This window comes from Paraglaciecola mesophila KMM 241 (genome assembly GCF_000315015.1).
Taxonomy (GTDB): domain Bacteria; phylum Pseudomonadota; class Gammaproteobacteria; order Enterobacterales; family Alteromonadaceae; genus Paraglaciecola; species Paraglaciecola mesophila.
In genome coordinates, this window is sequence record NZ_BAEP01000032.1 from 48179 (window position 1) to 74812 (window position 26634).

At 45.1% G+C, this 26634-nt stretch carries 19 protein-coding genes; 11 read left to right on the forward strand and 8 right to left on the reverse strand.

From position 1 onward, the window contains the following. Window positions 1-37: 37 nt before the first annotated feature. The 3 genes from accA (at window position 38) to GMES_RS07965 (ending at window position 3431) form a co-directional block, all read left to right on the forward strand. Window positions 38-994, forward strand: coding sequence for an acetyl-CoA carboxylase carboxyl transferase subunit alpha (gene accA, locus GMES_RS07955; protein ID WP_006992121.1), 957 nt, complete (start codon window positions 38-40; stop codon window positions 992-994). 96 nt (window positions 995-1090) lie between these two features. Beyond that, window positions 1091-2485: a tRNA lysidine(34) synthetase TilS gene (gene tilS, locus GMES_RS07960; protein WP_006992122.1), complete on the forward strand. Its 1395-nt coding sequence runs from the start codon at window positions 1091-1093 to the stop codon at window positions 2483-2485. Window positions 2486-2645: 160 nt separating this feature from the next. Further along, the gene (locus tag GMES_RS07965) at window positions 2646-3431 is read left to right on the forward strand and encodes a lipase family protein (RefSeq protein ID WP_006992123.1); all 786 of its coding nucleotides are present in this window, start codon (window positions 2646-2648) and stop codon (window positions 3429-3431) included. A gap of 17 nt (window positions 3432-3448) precedes the next feature. On the opposite strand, the gene GMES_RS07970 is transcribed toward GMES_RS07965, so the two are convergent. The 3 genes from GMES_RS07970 to GMES_RS07980 form a co-directional block, all read right to left on the reverse strand. After that, entirely contained in the window at window positions 3449-4342 is an 894-nt protein-coding gene (locus GMES_RS07970; RefSeq protein WP_006992124.1) for a LysR family transcriptional regulator, read from the reverse strand. Window positions 4343-4439: 97 nt separating this feature from the next. Further along, the gene (locus GMES_RS07975; RefSeq protein ID WP_052013396.1) at window positions 4440-6086 is read right to left on the reverse strand and encodes a response regulator; all 1647 of its coding nucleotides are present in this window, start codon (window positions 6084-6086) and stop codon (window positions 4440-4442) included. 195 nt (window positions 6087-6281) lie between these two features. Continuing rightward, window positions 6282-7145 (reverse strand): GGDEF domain-containing protein, encoded by an 864-nt coding sequence (locus tag GMES_RS07980; RefSeq protein ID WP_006992126.1) that lies wholly within the window; start codon window positions 7143-7145, stop codon window positions 6282-6284. Between the two features lie 128 nt (window positions 7146-7273). Between GMES_RS07980 and GMES_RS07985 the strand changes: the two genes are divergently transcribed. The 3 genes from GMES_RS07985 to GMES_RS07995 all read left to right on the forward strand — a co-directional run bounded on the left by GMES_RS07985 (window position 7274) and on the right by GMES_RS07995 (window position 11757). After that, complete coding sequence (locus tag GMES_RS07985) at window positions 7274-9247, forward strand: monovalent cation:proton antiporter family protein (protein ID WP_006992127.1); 1974 nt, start codon at window positions 7274-7276, stop codon at window positions 9245-9247. 108 nt (window positions 9248-9355) lie between these two features. Then, complete coding sequence (locus GMES_RS07990; protein ID WP_006992128.1) at window positions 9356-11161, forward strand: carboxyl transferase domain-containing protein; 1806 nt, start codon at window positions 9356-9358, stop codon at window positions 11159-11161. Window positions 11162-11283: 122 nt separating this feature from the next. Next, window positions 11284-11757: a YehS family protein gene (locus tag GMES_RS07995; protein ID WP_006992129.1), complete on the forward strand. Its 474-nt coding sequence runs from the start codon at window positions 11284-11286 to the stop codon at window positions 11755-11757. 47 nt (window positions 11758-11804) lie between these two features. Here the strand turns inward: GMES_RS07995 and GMES_RS08000 are convergent, their stop codons facing one another. The 4 genes from GMES_RS08000 to tsaA form a co-directional block, all read right to left on the reverse strand. Then, window positions 11805-12935 carry a patatin-like phospholipase family protein gene (locus GMES_RS08000; protein ID WP_006992130.1) on the reverse strand — a complete coding sequence of 377 codons (1131 nt, stop codon included), beginning with the start codon at window positions 12933-12935 and terminating at the stop codon, window positions 11805-11807. A gap of 26 nt (window positions 12936-12961) precedes the next feature. Beyond that, window positions 12962-13801 (reverse strand): MBL fold metallo-hydrolase, encoded by an 840-nt coding sequence (locus GMES_RS08005; RefSeq protein ID WP_006992131.1) that lies wholly within the window; start codon window positions 13799-13801, stop codon window positions 12962-12964. A 352-nt stretch (window positions 13802-14153) separates the two neighbouring features. Then, a complete protein-coding gene (locus GMES_RS08010) occupies window positions 14154-15869 on the reverse strand; it encodes a proline--tRNA ligase (protein ID WP_006992132.1) in 1716 nt (571 codons plus the stop codon). Between the two features lie 94 nt (window positions 15870-15963). Next, entirely contained in the window at window positions 15964-16719 is a 756-nt protein-coding gene (tsaA, locus tag GMES_RS08015) for a tRNA (N6-threonylcarbamoyladenosine(37)-N6)-methyltransferase TrmO (RefSeq protein WP_006992133.1), read from the reverse strand. Between the two features lie 224 nt (window positions 16720-16943). Between tsaA and serB the strand changes: the two genes are divergently transcribed. Next, window positions 16944-18026 carry a phosphoserine phosphatase SerB gene (serB, locus tag GMES_RS08020; protein ID WP_006992134.1) on the forward strand — a complete coding sequence of 361 codons (1083 nt, stop codon included), beginning with the start codon at window positions 16944-16946 and terminating at the stop codon, window positions 18024-18026. A 303-nt stretch (window positions 18027-18329) separates the two neighbouring features. On the opposite strand, the gene GMES_RS08025 is transcribed toward serB, so the two are convergent. Continuing rightward, on the reverse strand, window positions 18330-20852 hold the full coding sequence (locus tag GMES_RS08025; RefSeq protein ID WP_006992135.1) for a PilZ domain-containing protein: 2523 nt from the start codon (window positions 20850-20852) through the stop codon (window positions 18330-18332). 234 nt (window positions 20853-21086) lie between these two features. Here GMES_RS08025 and radA point away from each other — a divergent pair, with 234 nt between their 5' ends. The 4 genes from radA to GMES_RS08045 all read left to right on the forward strand — a co-directional run bounded on the left by radA (window position 21087) and on the right by GMES_RS08045 (window position 26383). After that, window positions 21087-22451: a DNA repair protein RadA gene (radA, locus tag GMES_RS08030; RefSeq protein ID WP_006992136.1), complete on the forward strand. Its 1365-nt coding sequence runs from the start codon at window positions 21087-21089 to the stop codon at window positions 22449-22451. Window positions 22452-22636: 185 nt separating this feature from the next. Beyond that, a complete protein-coding gene (locus GMES_RS08035) occupies window positions 22637-23704 on the forward strand; it encodes a transporter family protein (protein ID WP_193362980.1) in 1068 nt (355 codons plus the stop codon). A 7-nt stretch (window positions 23705-23711) separates the two neighbouring features. Then, window positions 23712-24272 carry a YfiR family protein gene (locus tag GMES_RS08040; protein WP_006992139.1) on the forward strand — a complete coding sequence of 187 codons (561 nt, stop codon included), beginning with the start codon at window positions 23712-23714 and terminating at the stop codon, window positions 24270-24272. Further along, complete coding sequence (locus tag GMES_RS08045) at window positions 24272-26383, forward strand: putative bifunctional diguanylate cyclase/phosphodiesterase (RefSeq protein WP_006992140.1); 2112 nt, start codon at window positions 24272-24274, stop codon at window positions 26381-26383. The genes GMES_RS08040 and GMES_RS08045 overlap by 1 nt, the downstream gene beginning before the upstream one ends. Window positions 26384-26634 lie beyond the last annotated feature (251 nt).

The following is a 26634-nucleotide window of genomic DNA, read 5'->3' on the forward strand; positions in this document are numbered from 1 at the left end:
ATAACATCTGTTCACGAATAAACAAATTAGGTGTGGAATGAGCTTGAACTTTTTGGATTTCGAAAAACCAATCGCTGATCTCGAAGCAAAGATTGAAGGGTTGCGTTTGGTTAATCAAGGCGGTGAATTCGATATTAGTATCGAGGAAGAAATCACAAAACTGCGTGAGAAAAGCGCGGAAATGAGCAAAAAAATATTCGCAGACTTAGGGGCATGGCAAGTATCTCAACTTGCGCGTCACCCAATGCGCCCATATACCTTGGATTATATCCCCCGTATTTTTAGCGAGTTTGATGAGTTGGCAGGTGATCGCGCTTTCGCCGATGACAAAGCAATCATCGGTGGCTTAGCCATGTTAGATGAGCAGCCTATTATGGTCATTGGACATCAAAAAGGCCGCGATACCAAAGAGAAAATCAAACGTAACTTTGGTATGCCTAAACCTGAAGGCTATCGTAAAGCGTTGCGTTTAATGGAAATGGCAGAGCGTTTTAATTTACCGATCATTACTTTTATCGACACTCCAGGTGCTTATCCTGGTGTGGGCGCTGAAGAGCGCGGTCAAAGTGAAGCCATTGCCCGAAACTTAAAAGTGATGGCAGGACTTAAAGTACCTATTATCTGCACCGTTATAGGGGAAGGTGGCTCTGGTGGCGCATTGGCAATTGGTGTTGGCGATCGCGTCAATATGTTGCAGTACAGTACCTATTCCGTTATTTCTCCTGAAGGCTGTGCGTCAATCCTTTGGAAAAGCGCTGACAAAGCCCCGTTAGCTGCAGAAGCAATGGGTGTTGCCGCCGGTCAAATTAAGGAACTAGGTTTGATCAACAGTATAGTGGAAGAGCCATTAGGTGGCGCGCATCGTGATCATGACGTTGCTGCAGCGAATCTGAAAGCGACCATTAAACAGCAACTCGCTCAACTGAAAAGCTTGTCTGTTGAAGAGTTACTCGATCAACGCTACGAGCGACTCATGTCGTTTGGTTACTGTTAAAAAATTGATTAGCTGCCTGTGTAAGCAGGCTGTTTATGTTCAGCGCTTTTACAATTACGTACTCGCGCTGACGTTGTTAGCAACCCGTTGGCAGATATGTCTTTACTCGACCATTTAGCAGCGCAAGTATCTGCACTGAAACGCTCCCACCCATCTCCCTTACACATTGTTATTGCTTACAGTGCCGGCATTGACTCTCATGTGCTATTACATGCTTTGTGGCAGTTAAAACATGCTCATATTTCCTCGTTTCAATTAAGTGCTCTCTATATACATCACGGGCTGAGTGATAATGCTGATAAATGGCAGCAGCACTGTGAAACTGTGTGCGGGGAGCTTGAGGTCGAGTTTGATAGCGCGAAGGTATTTGTTGATGTAGCTAGCGGAAAAGGGATAGAGGCCCAAGCAAGAGATGCTCGTTATGCCAAGTTAGTTGAAATAGCGCCGCCAGGCAGCGTGGTAATGTTAGCACAGCATCAAGACGACCAGTTAGAAACCGTATTACTGCAGCTAAAACGTGGCGCTGGCCCAAAAGGCTTAAGCGGCATGGGGCGGTGTTTTTCTCGCGCTAAACCTTCGGGACATCAAGAGAAAGTACACTTTTTCAGACCTTTGTTGGAGATAAGCCAAGGACAAATTCATCGTTATGCTGATGAACACGCACTGGTGTGGCAAGAAGATGAGTCTAATCAGAATATCGACTTTGAGCGTAATTTTATTCGCCGTGACGTTAGCCCGTTATTAAATCAGCGTTGGCCACATTTCGCTCGTTCGGTTTCTCGCAGCGCTTTGCTGTGTGCACAGCAGCAAGCGTTATTAGATGAGGTAACACAAGAAAAACTACACTCGCTGCTTAACCCCAACAACACCCTATCTGTTGAGCTTCTATTGGCGTTAACTGAGCCATGGCGTTTGCAAGTGGTGCGTATGTGGCTAGATACCCAGAATATTCTCAGCCCAAGCCGGGCAATATTAGCACAGTTAAGCAAAGAGCTACTGTTAGCCGCGCAAGATGCTAGCCCAGTGATACAGTGGCAGAAATGGCAGTTCAGGCGCTTTGAAAATGCACTTTACGTGATAGCCATTCCTGAACAGGTGAGTCCATGTGAAACATTTATACAGCCACCTGACGTTCAAAAATTACCCTTATCCTTAGGGGAAGTAGCGCTAAGACGTGGGCAATTATCCGAAGTCAGCGATGTCAGTCTCAACATAAACGATCTTGATATTGGCCCGATAAGCGTGGTCTTTGGCGGTTTTTCTCAGCGCTTCACACCGCAAGATGCACCTCAATCTAAGCCTTTAAAGCAATGGTTCAAAGAATGGAAGATACCTCCTTGGGAGCGTGCGAATATTGCCATCATCAGGCAGGGCGAGCAGATCATTGGCTTACTGATAAACGGTCGCTTTGTTGCTGGAAAATCGAATGGGCACAAAACAGCAACCCAGAATAAGTTGGATTCATCAGGCACCCTAACATACCAAAAATAGAGTGAAAAATGGCAAGCCCGCCGTTTTTGAATTCAGCCTATCCATTTATTCGTACTTTTAATTCATAACAATTGGATACACAATTGGCGCTCTGAGTCACGGGAGTGTCACAATACACGGGTAGCCTGCAGGCATTGACCCACTAACGCCTTTTTATTGATTGAAAAAACTCAAACGCTACCAATACGAACGCTACGCAGTGTTGTGCAAATTGGCTTATCCAAAAACCTTTGATCATGTGGAATTAGGATTCTCAGAGAACGGCCACGTTGCCATTAAAAACAGGCAGGGGCATGTATTGGCGCGTATTTTGTGGCAAGACAAAAAGAAAGAAGTGATCGTTGTTTTTCGCGGCTCTCAAGTCCTGAGCGACTGGCTTACAAACTTGTGTTGCTTCCCAAAGCGCAAGCGTTTCGACAAGACCGTTTATTACATTCATTACGGTTACGATAGACTGTTAAATCAAAAGGTGGCAGGGGCTGAGCCAGAAGCCGAAGCGCTGAGCATTTATCAGCAGATTGAAAAGGTACTGGCGCCGTTAATCGCGAGCGGTAAGCGAGTTAGTTTAACTGGCCACTCATCTGGTGGAGCAATGGCTATTCTGACCGCAGATTGGCTTGAGCGGCACTTTGACTCCCCTGTGCGCAGAGTCGTGACGTTCGGACAGCCATCTACCGGATTTAGAAGCTTTAATAAGCATTACATGTTGCACCGCCGTACATATCGCATTTGCTGCGATCTGGACATTATAACGTTTTTACCGCCTCTGCCGGGTATATTCAAACATGTGGGGCGCAACCTTTGGCTGCATAACGAGCGTATATACGAAAACATACGGCCGTCAGTGCGATTATATAAGACACTTACCAGCTGGCTTATCTCTCCTATTTCTTATCACTACATGCACAAGTACATACGAAACAAAGACTTTTTTGATAAGCACTGAGCTTCATTAGGGCTGCTTTACAGTGTTAGCTTGTCTTGAATGTAATCTAAAAAAGCACTGATACGAGAAGATAATGCGCTGTTTTTGTAATAAACCGCATTGATCTGCTCTCGCGGATGCGGGCTACTCACACTGCCTTCTAGTAGGCTCACCAAGTTATCTTCACTTATATCCTTGGCAACCATAAAATCAGATAACAGTGCAATGCCGTTACCTTGCAAGCATAATTGGCGGATGGTTTCACCGCTACTGCCTAAAATTGATGGTTTCAGGGGCGGTGACAGAACCTGTTTCATAGGCCAGTTATTCAAAGTGCTTGAAGAGGCGAAGCCGATAATACTGCAATCTTTAAGGGTTTCTAACGTCACCGGGAAGGCCAAACTTTGAAGATAATCAGGGCTTGCAACGATATGCAGCTTACTGTGACCTAACAGCCTAGCGTGCAGATTAGAATCTTCTAATTGACCAATCCGGATGGCCACATCGGTTCGTTTTTCTATTAAATCAATAATGCTTTCATTAGAAATTAATTCCAGATCAATAAGTGGATAGGCTTTGCGAAACCCAGCCATCAGAGGAACGATTTGATGGAGCATAAAAGGTGATGCCGCATCGATTCTCAAAGTGCCAGTGGGCGTTTTCTTTAGCTCGCGAAGTCTTGACTCCGCGTGACTTAATTGCTGAAGGCTAGCGCGCACTTCGTTGACGAAAAATACACCTTCTTGGGTTAACTCTACTCGCCGTGTTGTGCGATTGAGTAAGGTACAATCAAGATCTTGTTCGAGCTTTGCGATCGCCCTTGAAACGCGCGCAACCTGAACATCGAGTTGAGTTGCCGCGGCACTAAAGCCGCCGTTATCCACAACGGCTAACAGCATTTCCAAGGAAACGGTGGAAGATAGTATTGTCATAAGAATTGAGTTCCACTAATGAATAAGCTCCTTACAATGTTGGACTGTGTTTGACGTAACATTGTCACCCAACAGCTTATCTTAAATTGCCTTGAACTTATGAGCGCGATGTATTGTGCTGACTGATAGCGTCAATATATTGCGCTTGCTTAAGCTTTTGCTGGGCAGTGAGCTCAGCTGTTTTCAGTAGCAATTTACAGTGTTTTAAACCGCTGTTTTGTTCTTCATTTAAGCCTTCATCTTGGGCTATTCTCGCTAACACCTTAAGTAGACTCAGACCAATATTCGGGTTTTTGGGGGCGAGTTGCATCGCCTGAGTTAACAGCTTATAAGCAGGTGCAAAGCGTTTATTTTTATAATGAATAGAAGCCATTTCAGCGAGCTCTTTGGGGTTGTGATGAATTTCGCTACGTTCAACACGTTCTTGATCAATATATTCAGACATGACTTGATTGGCAAACTCATTGCCATGAATTTGTTCTTTCATTCGGTCTAGGATCGCCAAAGACTGCTCTCGTTGGCCGACTTCGTGAAACGCCTTTACCTTGTCTAAGTTATCTTCAACGGAGTGCCAGCTATTGACTTCGCCTTGAGTTTGCATCAACTCTTCGGCTTGCTTTTTGTTGTCTCCCAAGGTCAGCAAACGAGCTTGTAAAACCGTTAACTGGCTTTTGAAGTCGTTAACGTGAGTAAAATCTTGCTGAAATTTTGTGACTTTTCGTTCCATCTCAGCTAATAACTTTTGCGCTTGCGTGCTAGAAACCGTGCTGGCTAAATCAATACCTGAACGGATAACATTGAGCTGTAAGTCAGGCGTGTCGTGGATAGAGTTTTTAGCGTATTTCGCCATATTCTGCGTGGCAGTGTATTGGCCAAAAGGATCATGATTTAATCGAGCTAAATCCCACGCTTTACGATGACGCTGTATATTGCGCGGCGCCAGTTTACTCGCTTCTTTAATAAGCTCGTAGCCTTTCTCGTAATTCTCTTTATCGATGTAGTACTCGGTAAGTGTGTCATAGGTGGCGAAACGTGCGTCATCTCGCTCTAACAAATCATCTGCAAGGGTCATTGCTTGTTCAATTTTATCTTGCTTGAGTAGTGTCCTTAATAGCCCTACGACAACCCAGCCATAATCATATTGCGTGAGCAATTGCCGATAAAATGCCTCTGCATCAGCATATTCTTGCAAATTAAATAAACAACGACCGATCAAGCGATTAATTTGAGGATAATACTGGGCTAAAGATGCGTCTTGTAGCTGACGCTGGGCAAGGTATATGGCGCTTGGGTATTCTTCTTGGTCGAAGCAATAATTCAAACGATACAACTGACTTTTGACTTTCAAAATATAGTTGATCCGTTGTGCCACTCGGGACTTGTCCAACGGCTTAACCCAGAAATCATCTGGTTGTAATTCTATCACGCAATTAACGAGTTCGGCAGATGTGTCAGCGCTGAGAAAGACAACGCTGGTAGTCTTGGCGATATACCCTTTGAAGCGCATTTCTTCGAGTAGGTTAAACCCATCTTTATCGCTGCGCACATCAAACGCCACGAGAATGATATCGAAAGAAATATGTTCGCAAAGACGTAGAGCATAGAAAGCATTTTGAGCACAACGAACGTTTTCGATGCCCAGTTCGAGAAAAGCAGATTTTATCGTATCTTGTACAAGTGATTGCCCATCAATAACCAAAACATTCAGTTCTTTAACAGGTGGCTGCGGGGGGATCTTAATCAAACTAAATCCATTTAACGATGCTCATTTCTATCTTGTTGTTATATACCCAACGTTATAATGAACGATGAATAAGCTCAATCACTTTTTTGGGCATGGATATCTATTCAGAATGTGAAGTGGCGCTTGTGTATTGCAGCGCGTTTAATAACACCAACCTTTAATGTAGCTAAGAAGGTTTGATATAGCTATAACGGGCTACTTTTTATTGCGGTACATGGCGGCATCTGCGCGCATAAAAAGGCTGTGCTGTGTGTCATCGTCTTGATAAATGGCACTACCAATACTGCAACTAATGCTGTGCTGAGCAAGCAGACTATCTTCTTTAAAGGCCAGCTGAATACGTTGGGTTATTTGCTGGCAGGAATCTATGCACGTGTCGGTTAACAGGCAGCAAAACTCGTCGCCACCGAAACGAAAGGCAAAGTCAGTATCTCGCAAACAAGCTGAGATTGTCTCAGCACAGGTGACGAGTATTTTGTCCCCTTGTGAATGACCAAATTGATCATTCACCTGTTTAAATTTATCAAGATCAATAACCAGTAAAGCGAACTGACAAGGTTGGCGTTTCGCCTGGCTGAATAAACGGTGCATGGTGTCATCGAAATTGCTGCGATTTCCCAGTCCCGTCAGGTTATCTCGGGTGGCGGCCAATTTAATGCGCTCGTACTCTAAACCGTTTTTTAGGGGGTTCTTAAACAGCATGTGCAATTGTTGTAGAATTTGCCATTCACGCACGGCCAAAGTGCGAGACAATGAATAGTGGATCATGGCGATTTCTTCGTCCCCTTGACGCACCGCTAAGCGCTTATTATAGGGTTGACTGGTGAGTGTACCGTGGGTGATATCACTGTGATTCCACTGGATTTTTAATCCGCACAGAGGTAACGTATTTTGCAGTTGTTGGAAAAACAACTCGCTGAGAACAGCTAGGTCAATGGTGGTTAACCACTTTTGAAAGAACGCACTGAGCTCATGTTGATTTAAAACCGGCGCGTAATGGCTCGGATTAAACACATTTTCACCCACATGTTGTTCATAAAGTTGATTGAGTTGTTCCACTATTGACTCCTGCCAAAATATTGGCGTTTTCGCTAAAAATAGCGCACCGATTACGATAACGGTGAGTACTAAGCAGTATTCATGCCCAAAAATGTAATTGATTTAGCTAAGAGGTGGTAACCCTTGTAATGCATGGGATTTTTGCAAATATTTTAATCTTGATGGCGGTGGCGGTGGCCAGTGTCTGGTTATTTAAACGCATAAATTTGCCGCCTATTTTAGCGTACCTCTTTTGCGGGATCCTCGCAGGCCCCGATTTACTCGCTTTATTTGAACATCCTGAAGACATGCAAACATTTGCCGAGCTCGGGGTGGTGTTTTTGCTTTTCTCTCTTGGTTTGGAATTCTCCCTGCCTAAAATGATCGCCATGCGCCAAATGGTGTTTGGTGTGGGCTTAGGCCAAATGCTGCTGACTACTCTTGCTTTTATGGGGATTAGCATGCTCTTAGGTGTAGGGCTACCTGCTGCCATTATAGTCGGGAGTATTGTTGCGCTATCGTCTACAGCCATTGTTATTAAGCAAACAAATGACATGGGGATCTTAAATACATCTCGCGCCCAAATGGCGGTCAGTATTCTACTTTTTCAAGATTTGGCCGTTGTGCCTTTACTTATTGTTGTGCCTCTTTTGGCAATGGACGGCGGGCAAAGCTTAAGTATGGCGATAGCGCTTTCTATCGTGAAGGGCATAGTCGTCGTTTTCATTCTTATGTCTGTGGGTAAATGGATCCTGCCAAGAGTCTTTACTGAAGTCGCGCAAACTCGCACGGATGAGTTGTTCGTATTAACCACTATTTTGGTGGCGTTAATGGCGGCCGGTCTAACGTATTCTTTTGGGTTGTCGATGGCCCTAGGCGCATTTTTAGCCGGCATGATGTTAGGCGAGAGCCAGTATAAATATCAGCTAGAAGCGGATATTCGCCCGTTTCGCGATATTTTGATGGGGCTGTTCTTTATCACCATTGGGATGCGCCTAAACCTGACAGATTTGTTGGCTCAATGGCATTGGGCGCTGCTGGGGCTGGCTGCCATGTTGTTAATTAAGGTCATCATTATTCGTCTTGCCGGTGGATTATTCGGTGTCCCCAAAGAAGATGCATGGGCTGCAGGTTTTAAGTTATGTCAGATGGGTGAGTTCAGTTTCGTTATCGCTGCTTTAGCGGTTGATCACAATATTTTATCTACTCAAGTGGGTTCGTTGATCCTCAGTATTGGGATATTGAGCATGGCAATGACCCCTTGGTTAGTGACCCGTAGTTCTGATTTCGCTAAGCGTATGGTGAATGCCCCCCCAGTTGAATTCGAAGGTAATGATTCGGTTGCTGCAAAGCATGAACTGATGCATGACCATGTGATCATCATGGGGTTTGGCCGAGTAGGTCAGTCAGTGAGTCGATTACTTAAAAGCGAAGCGATCCCTTATTTAGTGGTCGACGCTGATCCCGTGCGCGTGCAAGAGAGCCAAAGTGCCGGCCAGCCAGTCTACTTTGGAGATGTTCGGCAAAACGATATCTTAAAGGCGGTGGGTATAGAGCGCGCTAAGTTAGTGTTGATTACGTTTGATGAGCACAACAAAGCCATGGCGGTTATCCAACTCATTTCTAGTTTGTATCCTGATTTACCGATAGTGGTACGTACCCGTAAAGATTACCGTATGAGTGAGCTATACAAGGCTGGAGCAAGTCAGGTAGTACCTGAAATTCTCGAAGGGAGCTTAATGTTGGTTTCCCAAGTCTTGCATTTATCCGGGATCCCTATGTCGCGTATATTGAAGCGCGTGCGCAAAGAGCGAAAGGGGCACTATGGCAATATGCACGGTTTCTTCCCTGGCGAAACCACCGAATTGAGTTACGAAAAGCAAGACAAGTTAGAGTTTTTACATGCTGTGGTGGTTGCGCCTAACGCCTATGCAACAGGTAAAGCTTTAGTTGATCTCAATGTAAATCGCTCAGGAGTAAAAATTAAAGGGCTGCGCAGGGACAATATTGAAATGGAAAGTCCCCCGATGAATATGGTGCTAAGAGCAGGCGATGTGCTGGTGATCAGCGGAAAGCCTAGACGAGTCGAACGCGCTGAACGTTACTTACTTGAAGGCGATTGATGACTGCCTTGTTATGTAATCACCGGAAATCAACTTGCTATTAAGCGCGGTTCCCATTTACCTACACCCGCTTTTATAGTGTTTTTTACCTTTTATTGAAGAAGTCTTATGTCCCATTCCCATACTATTACCGCCAGTTCTATCGCTGTTGTAACTAACATTTCTATTGCCCAAGGGCAAACCGTTACCCAAGGTCAACCGTTGTTGACTTTGCAGGTCATGGGAACGGCTTTGCCTGTGGTGGCTACGCATTCAGGTGTTATCAAACGACTGCACGTAAATATAGATGATGAAGTGGTAACCAAACAGATATTGTTAGAAATTGAAGATACGCCCCAAATGGCGTCCTCAGAGATCGAAGCATGTGCTATGTCGAGCACGCACAAGGCGCTGCTTGCTTTTGAAGCTCGCCAAGCCATGACATCGGACGAAGCTCGAAGTCAGCATATTGCCAAGCGAGAAGCACTGGGTTTTAGAAGCGCTCGGCAAAACGTTGATGATTTGTGTGAAGGTGCTCACTTTATGGAGTACGGCCAGTTTGCCGTAGCGGCGCAACGTCAGCGACGAGATTATCAAGAATTGAAAACGGCTACCGCTGCTGATGGCATCATCACAGGTGTGGGAAAGGTCAATAGTCAGACTTTGTCGTTGGTTGAAACGAGTGCAGGTTTTAAAACGGCGCTCATCGTTAATGACTACAGCGTGCTGGCAGGCACCCAAGGGTTCTTTCACCATCAAAAGCTAGACCGTATTTTGGCTGTGGCGCAAGAGCAGACTCTTCCTGTCATCATGTTTACCGAAGGCGGTGGCGGGCGGCCCGGTGATACTGATATCACCATAGTTAATTCGGGACTGCAGTGCGCGTCATTTTCAAGCTGGGCGGCATTAAGTGGTATTGTACCGCGTATTAGTGTTGCTAATGGTTACTGTTTTGCCGGCAATGCGGCATTGTTTGGTGCGGCAGATATTCGAATCGCAACCAAAAGATCGTGGATTGGAATGGCCGGTCCGGCCATGATCGAAGGTGGCGGCTTAGGCGTGGTCAATGCAAAAGAAATTGGCCCAATAGAAACACAAGCTAAAAATGGCGTGGTGGACATAGTTGCCGACGATGAAGCTCACGCCACCTATCTAGCAAAACGCTGTTTGGGGTATTTTCAAGGCGCTATCACGTACTCAGAGCAAGAGCAGGCTGAGAAAGACGCCCAGCAAACCAGTTTACGAGACGTACTGCCTGATGATCGCCGCTTTGTGTACGATATGCGAAAAGCGATCGATATACTGGCTGATAACGACAGTTTTACTGAGTTACAGCGCCAATTCGGTGGAGCGATTATCACCGGCTTTATAAGACTCGAGGGCAGGCCCGTTGGCATATTGGCGAGTGATTGTAAGGTGCTCGGGGGAGCGATAGACGTAGAAGCCGGAGAGAAAGCGGCTGAGTTTATGCAATTTTGCAATGGCTTCTCAATTCCGTTGTTGAGTTTATGTGATACCCCAGGCTTTATGGTGGGGCCTGAGCATGAACAGCGCGGGGCCGTGCGCAGGTTAGCCAAGTTGTTTACCTCTGGTGCTAAGCTCACTGTGCCGTTAGTTGCTGTGGCAATACGCAAGTGTTACGGCCTAGGTGCTCAAGCGTTGCTAGGTGGTAGTACCATGAAACCTCACTATATGTTGTCATGGCCTAGCGGAGAATTTGGCGGGATGGGCCTAGAAGGGGCCGTTAAATTAGGGTTCAGTAAAGAACTCGCGGCGCTAGATGACCCTATCGCACGCCAAGCGTTATTTGAAAAACTCGTTGCTAAGCAATATGCAAATGGTCAAGCTACAGAAGTAGCCAGTGTGCTTGAAATTGATGCGGTCATCGATCCGGCTAATACCCGTCAGGTCATACTCCAGACGTTATTTTCGTAAATACAGTTTATTCTTTAGTGCCTACAAACGGTTTTGATCGTGCTTTAGCGGCAACATGCGTATGATAGCGCCAATTAAAGCTCGATGAACACATTGAGTCCAGTGAACAGATAGGAATTCCCATGATCAATAACGATGTGATGCGTCGTATCCGCTATATTTTCGATTTTAATGATAAACAAATGCTCGACGTGTTCGCTCAGGCTGAATACCCGGCCACCACAGCGCAATTACACAGCTGGTTGCGAAAAGAAGAAGAGCCTGAATTTGTTCGCATAACGGATCTGCAGTTCGCGTTATTTTTAAACGGTTTGATCAATCTGAAACGGGGTAAGCGCGAGGGCGCACCGGCGCCGGTAGAGCGTGTGCTGACAAATAATATTATTTTAATGAAACTGAAAATTGCGCTTAATCTGCAAGCAGAAGATATTCTGGCTATTATGGAAAAGAGCGACTTTCGTCTGTCTAAGCATGAATTAAGCGCCTTGTTTCGTAAGCCCGGTAACCGCCATTACCGAGAATGCCAAGACCAGTTCTTACGTAATTTTTTAAAAGGGTTGCAGCTAAAATTACGTGGCGAAGCCGAGCAAGATTAACTGGCAGCTCAACGTAGCGACACGTGGCTTCCTCAACGATAAGCGCGCTATATTGCCAGAAAATGCCGGATTTCTTCCGCTCTTGCTAGGCCATCTTTAAAGCCTAGCTCGATTAACTCTTTACAGTATTCTTTTTCAAACAGAAGGTAACTGAGTATCGAGGAATCCGCATTATTGTGTAATCCCATTATCTTAAGCAGTGATTTTATGCCTGATGGCATTTGATGAAAGTGCCGTGCGGCCATGTCGTTAAAGGTCACACTAGGATTAATCACTAAGCAATCAATCGTCTTGAGCGCACTCTTTTGGCGTTGCTCGGCATCTAATTGTTCCAGCGTTTGATTGATGCGATGCAACCGCTCCAGATCAGAGCGTAAGGTGTCAGCGAAAATAGTATCGAGTAAATGCCCAGCAATTTCTAAGCTACTTGGGTAATGAATAACGTCAGTAAAGCGCGGAGCACGTTCGGGTTGTTCCACACCTATCACGAATATTTTTTGGGCGCCAAGATGGATAGCAGGGCTGAGAGGCGAAAGCTGGTGGACTGAGCCATCACCCAAAAATTCCCCGTCTAACTTAACAGGAGGGAACACTAACGGAATGGCTGATGACGCCATTAAGTGCTCGCTATGCAGAGCGGTTTTGATTCCTCTGCGCTGCTGCCTCTGCCAAGGCTGTATATCTTGATGTCCTTGAAAATAGCTAATTGAATCGTGGGTGCTATAGCTTGATGCACTGATACTGATTGCCCGTAAATATCCTCTTGCCACGTTATTATCAATGCGTTTGAAATCCAAACGATGACGAATGAGTTTACGCAGAGGTTGGTTGTTCAATAAACTACTGGCTTGCTTTTGATTTAAGGTGGACTGAAAACTGCGGAAATAACTTTGTGCTAGATGCGAATACACGTCACGTATACCACTTCCGTACACTTGCCGAGTGGTGAAATTTTTCCACACATGTTCTAACTTGCGAATACCTAAATGATAACAAGATGCATAGCATGCGAGTCCCGTAGCATTAATTGCCCCAGCTGAACTTCCGCATACGATAGGAAAGGGGATCCCTTGGTTTCTAGGTAAGTAAGCGCTGATAGATTTCAGCACGCCCAATTGGTATGCGGCCCTTGCGCCGCCGCCGGATAAAAGCAACGCGTAATGATTACGTTCATGCATGGTAAATTAGGATCCTGCCTTTTCTATTACAAAGCGATGCTCATACCTTCTGCTGCAGCGAATAGCTCGAGATCAGCTTGGGCTATACCCACTAGCTCTTGGCAGTGTGCTTCTACGGCAGCAATATTATCGTCGGTGCGTGTGTGATCATGACTATACAGAGCTAGACGTTTAGCACGACATGCCATGGTCAATTTTACCGCTTCTTCGGCCACTGAGTGACCCCATCCCGCTTTGCCTGGCATATCCGCCAGCATATATTGGGCATCATGAATGACTAAGTCTGCATCACGGGCGAATTCCACCCAATCAAGAAAGTCAGTGCTTTTCTTGTATGGGGGATACAGTTCATTGTCGGTAATGTATACCACTTTACTGCCATCGGCGGTAATACAATATGCACTGCCTCCACCTGGATGATTAATTTTTTGGCGTTGAATTTTTGCCTCACCGATATGCCACTGGCGCAGATTATCAGGCTTTGCCTCAAGAGAAATAGCCGAAGGTAAGCTATGAAAAGGAACGGGAAAGTAGCTACCACTCATTTGGCGTAAAATATTATCGTGCTCAGCTAAAGTCGTTTGTCCTGGGGTGATAAAAATATTGCGCTGGGGTTGGTATATAGGCGTAAAAAAGGGGAAACCTTGGATATGATCCCAGTGATTGTGGGTCAATAACAAATGTATATCCCCTTCTTTAGCGGCAAGTTTCTGGCCTAATGTGCGAATACCTGTGCCCGCATCAATGATGATGTCATTGCCGTCATTTAGCTCGATATGTACACAGGCTGTATTGCCGCCATACTTAATATACTCTGCACCAGGGGTAGGTATTGAGCCCCGAACGCCGTAAAAAGTTAATCGCATCTATATACTCAATTATCCAGTGTTGCAGGCGGGTGAAATGGGGATTAGCCCAGCAAGTAGCGAGTTTTTCACCGTTGATCTTGTTGAAGATTAGCACTAAACCGTGCTTTCAATAAGCCTTAATATTATACGCGGGTATGTGGTGAGTTCTTAATACCAACTCCATTAGATAATTAGCCACTCAGCGAAAATTTGAAGGAATTGGTATAAGCGGCGCATTGGAAAAAGCGCAATAAAAAAACGCAATAAAAAAGCGCAGTGTGAATGCGCTTCTATTGTTTAATAGTTGTCCGGCATTTGTTCAACATTGGGAATATTGAAACCCGTGGTTGAAGTATGCTTATCTTGGCGATTACAGCGTCGTGATGAATTCCGCCAACTGCGGAATATCAATCAGCTGCTTTTCACCACTACGACGATTTTTATATTCGACTTTTTGTTCGTCAAGGTTGCGCTCACCGATAACAATCGTGTGCGGTACACCTACTAATTCCATGTCGTTAAACATAACACCTGGGCGCTCTTTACGATCGTCGAACAATACTTCGACTCCAGCAGCTTTGAGTTGGGCGTACAAGTCTTCTGCTACTTGTTGTATACGATGGGATTTGTGCATATTCATCGGTACGATCGCGACTTTAAAAGGTGCTATTGCATCAGGCCAAATAATGCCGTACTTATCGTGATTTTGCTCAATCGCCGCGGCAACGATACGGGAAACCCCAATGCCATAACAACCCATATTAAGCACTTGATGTTTACCGTTTTCATCTAGTACACCGCAGTTTAATGCTTCCGAGTACTTACTACCGAGCTGGAAGATGTGACCAACTTCAATACCACGCTTGATCTCAAGAGTACCTTGACCATCTGGCGATGGATCTCCGGCTTGTACATTGCGTATGTCTGCTTCTTGGAACTCCTTTGCATCGCGCTCCCAGTTAGCGCCTGTGTAATGCACGTCATTTTCATTAGCGCCGCACACAAAGTCTGCTAACACCGCCGCGCTGCGATCAGCGATAACAGGTATATTTAAACCAACCGGCCCTATAGAGCCGATTGAACAACCGATAGTGTCTTCAATTTGCGCTTCACTGGCCATAGTAAGCGGAGCATAAACGCCGTCTATTTTCTCTGCTTTGAGTTCATTTAATTGGTGATCCCCACGCAGTACCAGCGCTATAAGTCCTTGCTGTCCCTTGTCATCCGCTTCGCCCAGTACGATCAGGGTTTTCACGGATTGTTCAGCAGGCATGTTAAGCAACGCACTGACTTGTTCGATGGTTTTCGCATTTGGCGTGGCTACTTTGGTTAACTCAGCACTGGGAGCGGGGCGTGAAAATTGTGGGGCTAGCGCCTCCGCTTTTTCGATGTTAGCCGCATAATCTGATGCGTTACTGAAGGCAATATCATCTTCACCTGAGTCAGCCAACACGTGGAATTCGTGAGAGGCATTACCTCCAATGGAGCCGTTATCGGCAATCACTGGGCGGAATTCTAGATTGATGCGCTCAAACACACGGCAATATGCTGCGAACATGTCATCGTAGGTTTTGTTCAAGCATTCATTGCTTAAATGAAACGAGTAAGCATCTTTCATAGTGAATTCACGACCACGCATCACCCCAAAACGCGGGCGAACTTCATCACGGAATTTTGTCTGAACTTGGTAAACGTTCAATGGCAATTGCTTATAGCTGCTCACTTCATTTTTGACTAAAGCGGTCACCACTTCTTCATGAGTTGGGCCTAATACGAAGTCACGGTAATGACGGTCTTTTATGCGTAAAAGCTCAGGGCCATACTCGTCCCAGCGACCAGACTCTTGCCACAAATCGGCAGGTTGTACGACAGGCATCAATATTTCTAACGAACCGGCACGATCCATCTCTTCGCGCACGATTTGAGCGACTTTGTTTAACACACGCAAGCCAGTGGGTAACCATGTGTAAAGTCCTGATGCTAGCTTGCGAACCAAGCCTGCACGTAGCATAAGCTGGTGGCTGATGACTTCTGCATCAGCAGGTGTTTCTTTTTGGGTCGATAATAAATATTGGCTTGTGCGCATTGGCGTGAGCTTCTCAATTAGGTATAGGTTAGAAATCGGCGGCTATTCTACCAGCCACACAGGCTGGGCTAAAGTCCCTAAACAGTAAATCTTGTTAATCTTTATGCGCTTGCGGCTCGTGATTGTGCGTGATACTTACAACATAGTTGGCCTTAGCGCTGACTCGCCAGCGTATGTTCAGATCATAAAGGCTCATACCATACTCTTCGTCGCTGTCTTGCTCAGCTTTATAAGCGGGACGTGGATCTTGCGCCAGTACTTGCTCGATCAGTACGCTAAGCATGGGATAATTGGCTTGCCAGTGGGCCAACTGCTTGGCAGATTGGTTTTCAAAATATACCGGCATCAGGGTAGGGCGCTCGGCGGCAAAACCACCTATTGCCTCAGGGATGCTGTCAGCCCAAGGTACATAAGGTTTAATGTCGATGATTGGCGTCCCATCAAGTAAATCGACCCCTTTGACATGCAGGCTTAAGCGCCCGTTTTTGTGCTCAACTTTATCATATTGAACAACAGACATTCCGATAGCATTTGGCCTAAAAGTGCTGCGTGTGGCAAGCACGCCTTGTTTCTTGTTTCCACCTAGACGAGGAGGGCGCACCATGGGGGACCAACCTTTTTCTACGGTTTGGTGAAATTGAAACAGCAGCCACAAATGACTGAATTGCTCAATACCCCTTAACATGTTCGGATCGCTAAACTCCGTGTGAAATACAATTTCGCCACTGGCGGCATCAACCAGATTCGGCTGCCTAGGAATAGCGAACTTCTGTTGGTACGGGGTGCGAATTACGCCCAATGGCCTTAGGTTGATGTGATCCTGTACCGGCAGGGTTTCATCTCGATTCATAAAATGGGGTCACTTTGTTGCAAAAGTTATAAAAATTTTATCTATGGTAAGCGCCCAGAGACGCTATCTCAAAAGTTAATTTTGTCCTGAAGCCCACACGGGAGCTTTATTATCAGAATTGCTGCGGCTAAAGAGCCGCAGGTCTTGAAGCTTGGAGCAATGCAGGTGGTATTTACTCTGCGCTTTGGTACCATTCAGCTCTAATTACTATTTAGGTCAAATACGTGTTTGAATTTAGCCCGCACTCTAAACAATTGGCGTCTAGCCTCTTCCTTGAACGTTTGATTGCTGATCAAACGTTCGATCAGTTCCATTTCATCAATGATCGTATTGTTAGCAGGTCTGTTCACGAACATTTCACCCCCAGCAAGCTCAGCTTAAAGGGCTTCGATTTAACCACAGAGCACAGCAGCTTGGTTATCTTCGCTGAGGGGTTGAGCCTCGCGAAAGTCTTCGCTGTATCCCTGGCGTTTGCGGATAAGTTAAACGTGCTGTGTTATCAAGTTTTGCGAGGTGTACCTTTATCTGGCGTGGGTATCGTTCTGCGCGTAGAGCGCCTGAGTAAAGAAGACCTAAGGCCATTGTTAGAGCGTGTGGCGAATGAGCATGCAGTAGAAATGTGTTTATTTTCCAGTGCGCCGCGTTTGGATGAACCAGGTTTATTGCTAATGGACATGGACAGCACCGTCATCAGTATTGAATGCATCGATGAAATTGCCAAGCTTGCCGGGGTGGGGGAAGAAGTCTCCAGTGTCACAGAGCAGGCCATGCAAGGAAAACTTGATTTTGAGGAAAGCTTACGTAGCCGCGTAGGGTGCCTCAAGGACGCCAATGAAGATATATTGCAGCAGGTGCGCCGAGCGTTGCCATTAATGCCGGGTATTTTTAACTTAGTGAGATTCTTAAAGCAGCACCAGTGGAAATTAGCGATTGCCTCTGGTGGTTTTAGTTATTTTGCTGACTATTTGGCTGATAGATTGGAGCTTGATGCTGCTGTGGCTAATGAGCTTGAAATAGTTGATGGTAAACTGACAGGGCAGGTCTCAGGGCCAGTGGTGGATGCTCAGGTCAAGGCTGCTACATTGCTAGAGCTGGCGAATGAATTCGATATTACTGATTGTCAAACCATGGCCATAGGTGATGGTGCAAATGATTTGGTCATGATGAACGCTGCAGCACTTGGTGTTGCATTTCACGCAAAGCCGGTTGTACGTGCCCAAGCGGATATTTCTATTCGAAACGGCGGTTTAGATTCCATATTGTGGGTATTAGCAGCGGCCACGCCTTGTAATACCAATTCGCATTAATAAGTGCCCGCCTCAGAATGCGTCCAGCGGTTTTTGATTAAGGCGTCGCTATATAAGTAATGGTTGTTGTTCCCTTTCAAATAGTGAGAACGCAGAGCAAAAGCCGCTGGGGCATTCCTTTCAGGCGAGTTTTAAAAGGGCTTACACTGCGTTGCATGACTTCGAAAGAGAGCAACTATTCATTCAATCATGCGCCTTGTTTAAGCCCTTTTAAACTCTCGCTGAGTGATCACTTATTAACGTGGAATGGTATAAGAAATAAACTACTAGGGCTAAGCGCCTATTTCGGCGCTCAGCCTAATGCTATTCAGCGTTTAATAATTGCTCTATTTCTATGCTTTTTTGTGGGTGATGCAATTGCCTTTCGTAGTTATTCACAATGGCTTGCGTGTCGAATGTGTATCGACTCATCACTAAATCCGTTATATCTACAATATCGCCTACACCATTTATGTTCCAAAGCTTTTCTTCCAGTTGTTTCGCCCTATGAACGGCATATACACCTACGTAATTAATCTCTGATTGCAGGCGGTCGATATCTGGACGTCCAGTACGCGCTAAAAATATTTTCAACGCAATGAACTGACCTTGCTCAAGGGCTTGTGCAATAAATTGACGACGCTGATCGTCGTTGGCAAATTGATCGATGTAACAACTCTTTATTGCCTCTGAAGCACTGTTTTTGTTGGGATCAAATGCCACAAATAGTTCACTCATGACGGGACGCTGATGGGGCTTAATGTGGCTCAGTGTGTGCTGCACAAAATTCATAGGGCCATTAAAGCCTTCAAACAGGGGCAGCAAGTTAAACTCACCTGGGGGGGCTTGATAGTTCAATAAATTAGTCAGTCGATTATGGTTCGCCCAGGTCGCTGCGGCATCAGGTACAAATTTGGTTCCTTCTTTTCGGATAAAAAACGCCACGTTAGGGACATTGTTTGCATAGATATTGCGCAAGGCCTCACCGATACCCGGAATATCTTCTTCATCTCGGTATGCTTTGAGTTTATTTTTATTATTTTTAATCAACTCTTCAAAAAACGCTTTGGTGGCGCTGCTATTTTCGTCATTTAATACGCTTAAGTGCAGCACATTTCGTTCGTTCGAAATATGACGCACTTGATAGGAAAGGTTACTTAGATCGTATTTACGCGTGACCTTTTGCAATTGCGGAAAACTCAGTTGCACTTGGCTATCGGTGGCTTTATGAAAAAACGTTTTTAACTCAAGTTTAATGCCGTGGGTGGATATGTCTTCTGTGTGGCCTTCAATGATTATATCTTCCACTTTGAGCTGTACAGCGCTGCGAAGCATAAAACGCGACTCTCGGCGTTGATTTGCATATTTAAAACGAAATACTTGGATATTTTCTGGGCTACGGTTCCTCGGGTGACCAAACACTTTTAAACTGGGTAGCTTGGCGCGATTAAGTGGCAGCTTTTGAAAGCAAAGGGTGTTCGAGTCATCTGTCACATTAGTTAATAGCGCAATATGACTTAAGTGACGTAAACGAGACATTAAGCGTGGGGTTGGTGGTTGATTCTGACGCTTGACTGATTCACTGATGCTATCGGCAATGGAGAGAGGTCGATGACTTTGCTTTGGTTCAACCTCTTGTACTTGAAACTTATATACTCGCCAACTCACCTTGCGTGAACCGTAACTCAAAAACAACTCATGTAGGTTTGGGTTTGCTAATAGCTCTTCGTGCGATGCAGAGTAAAAATACACCTTTTCATTTTTAATATGATGGAACGCGTATAGGTAGGTTTCTTGTCTTCCTTTTGGATACGTGAGGCATTGTCTAATTCTCTCATCACTAAAAAGGTAGCCCAGTTTGAGATCGTTAATTTCGTTGTTCCAGTAGAAAATATCTTGCCGATTGCAATCATTTGCTAATGCATAACGTGGCTTGAACACTCCATCAGTAGAGTCGATATATACGGGGATTGAGGTGAAGTTGGGGATGTAATATTGCTCATATGTTTTCTTGTGTATGGCGTCAAATGTGTTGTCCATATTGACTTTATAGCGGCGCTTGTTGCCATGAATAAAGCGCTCAAGAAAGCGATCAAAACTAGGCATTGAGGTATCGAATAAGCGTTTCAGGTGTAATCGCTGGTCTTGTGCGTTGCGGTCAATCGACTCAATGACATATTGCACACCTTGGCGGTTGTCCAACATGTACTCATGTTCCAAACCTCTGAACTGAACCGCTAAACGGTCACCCGCTTTAAATCTATGCTCTTTGCTTATTTTAAGTTTTAAGCCACTAAGGGATAAGTCGACCGTTGTAGCTAACATGCTTTTGTTATTTTCAGTGAACAGTTCAACACTCATGGAATAATTCATGCGCTCTTCACCCCGTTGGGCGAATTCGCCAAAAGGCATGATAGGGGCTAAATAACCACGGCTAACAGGAAGGGTTGAATTATCTGGTTGCTTTGGTTGTGAAGAGGCTTGTTGTTCTTTTTTATGCATCACGCGGTAATTGTTTTCAGTATTTAACACCGCTTCATACACGCCAACCGTATACTCGCCAAATGAGCGCACCTGACGTTCAAATACCTCTATCGCCATATCGTCTAAATAATGCTCTTGGTTCTCGTATTCATAGAGCTTACATTTACCGTCCACATGCCCGCGTAAATCGATTAGTCGAGTACATGGTCGCGCTAGACGCTTTAGTTCCATCTTGAGCAGGAAGCGCTTTTGCTTGGGCACCGAACCGGCAACTTGAGCCAAAATTTGACTAAACTCTGGCTCATGTATCATGGGTTTTAATTGTTCGATAATGTCATGATATTGTTCGAGATCTTGATTCATAATAAATACGTACTTTATTTTTAATTGTTAAAGACGAACGCCATAAAGACTTATCGGCACGCTGTGCGGTTTTCATAATGCACTATACTTAAGCTTATCTTATTATAAGCGGCTTTCTTCAAGGTTCTTGGTTTTCAAAACTAGAAAAGTAGTTTTTTCAAACCAGAGAAACGTATTCACACTGAATGTAATCCTTGTCGTTTTTATCACTGTAATCAATGTTTGTGGAGCAATATGGCCAAACGTAAAACCGCCTATGTCTGTAGTGACTGTGGCGCAGAATTTCCGCGCTGGCAAGGACAATGTAATGACTGCAATGCTTGGAATACCATCACAGAATTTGTGGTGAGCCCTGCTCGCAGCCAGCCTGAGCGCAATTTGCGCGGCTACGCCGGTCAAACTGGGGCCAAAATTGAAACCCTTAACAGCATCGATGTTGCTGAATTACCGCGCTTTACCTCAAGCTTTAGTGAGCTTGATAGGGTACTAGGCGGGGGCATAGTGCCGGGTAGTGCCATTTTGATTGGCGGCTCTCCTGGAGCAGGTAAAAGTACCTTGTTGCTACAAGTTATGTGCCAATTGGCAGCGCAGCGCACCGCGCTATATGTCACGGGGGAGGAATCGCTGCAGCAAGTTGCTATGCGTGCCCAGCGCTTAAATCTACCCAGCGATAAGCTCAATATGCTGGCTGAAACCAGTGTTGAAACCATCTGCGAATTAGCATTAACCCTTAACCCCCAAATTATGGTGATTGACTCCATTCAGGTGATGCATGTGGCCGATGTGCAATCTGCACCCGGTAGCGTTTCGCAAGTAAGAGAAAGCGCCGCTTATTTAACTCGCTTTGCAAAGCAGCATCATATTGCCATGCTGTTAGTGGGGCATGTTACTAAAGATGGCAGTTTGGCTGGACCCAAAGTGCTAGAGCACTGCATTGATTGCTCCATGATGTTAGAAGGGGAGAGTGACAGCCGTTATCGCACTTTGCGTAGTCAGAAAAACCGCTTTGGTGCCGTAAACGAACTGGGCGTGTTTGGCATGACCGAAAGAGGATTAAAGGAAGTGAGTAATCCTTCTGCAATCTTTTTAAGTCGAGGAGAAGAACAATCACCAGGCAGTATTGTTATGGTGGTATGGGAAGGCACTCGCCCATTGCTGGTGGAAATACAAGCACTGGTGGATTATTCACAGACCGCAAACCCTCGACGCGTCGCTGTTGGTCTTGAGCAAAACCGCATGGCAATGCTTTTAGCGGTATTGAATCGACACGGTGATGTGCAGATGAACGACCAAGACGTTTTCGCCAATGTAGTGGGGGGCGTAAAAGTAGCAGAAACCAGTGCTGATTTAGCGCTGTTGCTATCCATTGTTTCGAGTTTTAGAAACAAGACCCTTGATTCACAATTAATTGCATTTGGCGAAGTGGGACTTGCAGGTGAAATACGCCCCGTACCTAATGGCTCAGAACGGATCAGTGAAGCAGCAAAACATGGATTCAAACGAGCTATTGTGCCAAAAGCCAATGTGCCAAAACAAAAAATTAATGGGATCGAAGTGATCGGGGTATCTCGTTTAAGTGAAGCACTTGAGGTGCTTTAATTAACTGGACGAATAACGGTAAAAATATTATCGTCGATTGTAGGGCTTAATGCTGGAAGCTATATGCGCCTATCTGAATAATTGTAGCCAATACAGTAGTATAGATACATTAGTATGGATACAGTAGATAGTAAGTATCAATACGTATTGGCGTACTTATCTTTTTCAATTTATGGCCTAATAACATGATTAAATTTTCTTCTTTTTCGTTGTCTTTTTTCATCGCAGCGAGCGGGTTTACCCAGCTCTCATACGCACAAAGTACCCCTTCTGAATTTGCCGAATTGAGTTTAAATGAGCTGTTTGACATGAATATCGTGGACGATAGCGAAAACAGTGAAGCGAGCAGCCCTTGGACGTTCGCATATAATTTTAAGTTTGCTGAGTTTCGAGGCTATCTTGATGGTGACGCTAAGCGCGCAGATTCTGAGGTATTGTGGCAAGGTGCAGGCACTCAAAGAACGGACAGTAACTTCCCTATCCTTCCTACAATAATCGACCAACAAGTGCATGTATTTTCCATGGGATATCGCATTACCCCAAATTGGCGAGTACACGTTTCTTTGCCATATATCACCCAGAGCACTGACCATATCAGCGTGGTGCCTGGCTACGACCATTTTACCATTGATAGTGATGGCATGGGTGATGCAGTGGTATCTGTGAGTCGTCGACTGATTGCGACAACGGATGATGTGTGGTGGTTTACTGCGGGGGTCAGCTTGCCTACAGGCTCCATTGATGAAAAAGGTGACACTCCACGGGACGCAGGTGACCAGCAGCTACCTTATACGATGCAACTTGGTTCAGGCACGTATGACTTCCCTCTGGAATTTAGTTACCAAAGCATGGGCGAGCACGATTTTAGTTTGAGCATGTCAGCCATGATACGCACGGGTAAAAATGATAGAGATTATCGTCTAGGTAATAGTTACAGCCTTGCAAGTACCTATCGCTTTAACACATCTGTCAATCTGAAACCCTTTGTTGGATTGTCCTATCAGTATCGCAGTGCAATTCATGGGCAAGACAATGAAATTATTCTGGATGGTTCGTTTCCCTATCCCGCGAGTATCACCAATCCAAGGTTGTATGGTGGTAAAAAAGTCAGTGCTGAGATCGGTGCTAGATGGAAGTTCAGTGAGTCTTATGCGCTGAGTTTGACATTTTCAAAGCCTCTTTATCAGAATTTGAATGGTCCGCAACCAAAAGAAAATTTCCAATCTGGTTTAACCTTATCCCGTTCGATGTAGAGATACAGTGTCTGACTTGATAAAAGTATATAAAGCGAACAAGGCTCAAAGAAAATTCAGAAAATGGCTTTTTCAGTGCGCCATTTTGTTGTCATATATCGTGGTTTCACAGTGGGCCTTAGCCCAAGAGGAGTTAAGTAAGGAGCGCAAGCTTAAGGCTGCCTATTTACTGAATTTCACTAAATATATGAGCTGGCCCACAGACAGTGGCGCGAATAATGACTTCCAATTGTGTATTCAAAGTGATCAGCCTTTCTTTGAGTTTATGCAGGCTCTTGTAGCACGTCATAATCAGGGAAACAACAAGATGCATATCGCCATAGGTCATGTGCAGGAAGAGCCGCTATGCCACATGGCATACTTTCAATCTTCTATTGAGCAACCATTAGTTCAAATTAGGCGGGCGGTAGTTGTGCTGGAGTCAACGAATGTGAAACAAGCGAACAGCGCGATAAGGTTTTATACCCAAGAGCAAAGGGTGCGTTTTGAGTTTGATTTAGCACAGCTAGCCAGAGTAGACGTGATAGTAAGCTCTGAACTGCTTAAACTCGCTAGGATTGCTCGATAATGCTTTTTTCTAAGCTTCGGCGCGCATCGTTTTTTCAAAAGCAGTTAATGGCCATCATTGGTACAAATTTGCTGATATTGGCCATAGCCGCCTTTCTTATTTATTCCGCGTTTGTCGATGATTACCGAGATAACCTGGTTAAAACCATGGACAGCAACGCTTCTTTGCTGTCTGCGGCAAGCCGATCAGCATTACTTTTTCATGATGAGCAAGCAGGTCAGATGATTCTGGCGTCGTTAGCTAAGATCCCAGCCATGCGATTTGCCCAATTGCTCGACGCCGAAAAAAAGCGCTTTGCGACCTATACTCGGGACGATGCAAGTTGGGATGTTATGTTAGATAACATAAAACCTGGACACTTTTTTACAAACGATAATCTCTATCTGACTCAAGAAGTTACTCTAGGTGAGGACGTACTTGGCTATATTGTTTTATCAGCAGATACTGATTCGCTACAAGCTCAGCAACGACGATACGGGCGCATGGTACTGTGGGTATTTGTGTTGGGTTCGCTGTTAGCCTATCTACTGAATTGGCGCATGCAAAAGCGCTTACAATTACCGGTTAAACGCCTCATTCACTTAGTTGATTACGTCGCGAAGGAGGGGCGGTACGATCAACGTATTTTCAATCGTCGACAAGACGATATCGGGCGCTTGGTCAATGGTATTAACTCTATGTTAGATACCATTGAAGAGCACCAATCAAAGTTGAGCGAACACCACGAACACTTGGAGGGGCTGGTGGAGTTGCGCACTGAGCAATTGTACGAGCGCGCTAATTTTGACGCGCTAACACAACTCCCAAATAGACATTCCCTGACGGAAAAAATCACTCAGGCGATTGAAATAGCCCGTGAGCGTAAAACCAATTTAGCTTTGATGTTTCTCGATCTAGACCGATTTAAGGTCATAAACGATAGCTTAGGGCACTTCATGGGTGACAAGCTGTTAATTGAAGTGGCCAAGAAAATTCAACATAAACTAACCGACAATGATGTGGTAGGACGTTGGGGGGGAGATGAATTCGTTGTTTTAATTCAAAATCCGAAGGATCTCAGTGCGGTGGATAGTTTGGCAAAAGAGATTATCGCATCTTTGAGTCTTCCGCTTATCGTCTCTGGACATCAATTACACATCTCTACCAGTATTGGCATTGCGTGTTTTCCTGATGATGGTGACGATGCCTCTAGTTTACTCAAACATGCTGACACCAGTATGTATAAGGCAAAAGAACTAGGTCCGGGGCGGTTCCGCTTTTTTGACCAAGACATGCTGAATGACTCAGTGTGGCGATTAGAGCTAGAGACCCAACTGCGCCAAGCCTCCGCTCAACAGCAGTTTACTTTGGTGTATCAACCTAAAGTGAATGTAATTGACGAACAACTGGTTGGTTTAGAAGCCTTAATAAGATGGAATAATGGTCAAGAATATATTAACCCATCCACTTTCCTACCCATAGCAGAAGACATAGGGTTAATGGAATCTATCAGTGTGTGGGTGTTAAAGCAGGCGTGCCAGCAGAATGCAGATTGGCAGCGTGCGGGCTTTGATATTGTCCCCGTTGCTGTAAACTTGCCTGCATCGTTCTTGATGAGTCCTCAATGCCTTGATTTGATCAAAGGTGCATTGCATCAATCGAGTTTAGCGGCACAGTTTTTGGAAATAGAAATCACTGAAAACACCTTCATCGCGTCAACTGAATTAGCGGTTGATGTACTGAGTGCCATTCACGATTTGGGGGTGAAAATCGCCATTGACGATTTTGGGACTGGCTATTCGTGTATGAGTTATTTGCGCGACTTACCCATCAATACGTTAAAGATAGACGGCATTTTCATTAATGATTTGCTCGCGCCAGATGGTGTTCAAGAAGAAAGCGCTAAAGACCATCATTTACGGGATGAAGGCATAGTACGCACTATTATTACGTTGGGTAAAAGCTTAGGCTTAAGTACGGTTGCAGAGTGTGTGGAACATGACTATCAAGTGCAGATCTTAAAATCGATGGGTTGTGACGTTATCCAAGGCTATTTTTATAGCAGACCTTTGCAAGTGGACGCACTGGAGGCATACCTTGGTGCGCATGGCCGTGTCAGTAAAGAGTCTTAACGCTTACATAGGCTCCCGCTAAGTATGCGTCTTAATACTGCCAATCGTTAACGCGGTGCTTTGTGTTTAAGTTTTTAACTCGAGGCTATAGTTTGTAGCTCAAGGCTGACAGTTCGGTGCTATCAAAGCGCCGCAATTAACTTGCCATACATAACATTGCAATGATTGCTGGCGAGAGCAGCGTAGCCAAAAAGTGTCATTTAATGAAAGCGTAAATTATCAAGTGCGTCAGCTAACAAGAGCATCAGCTA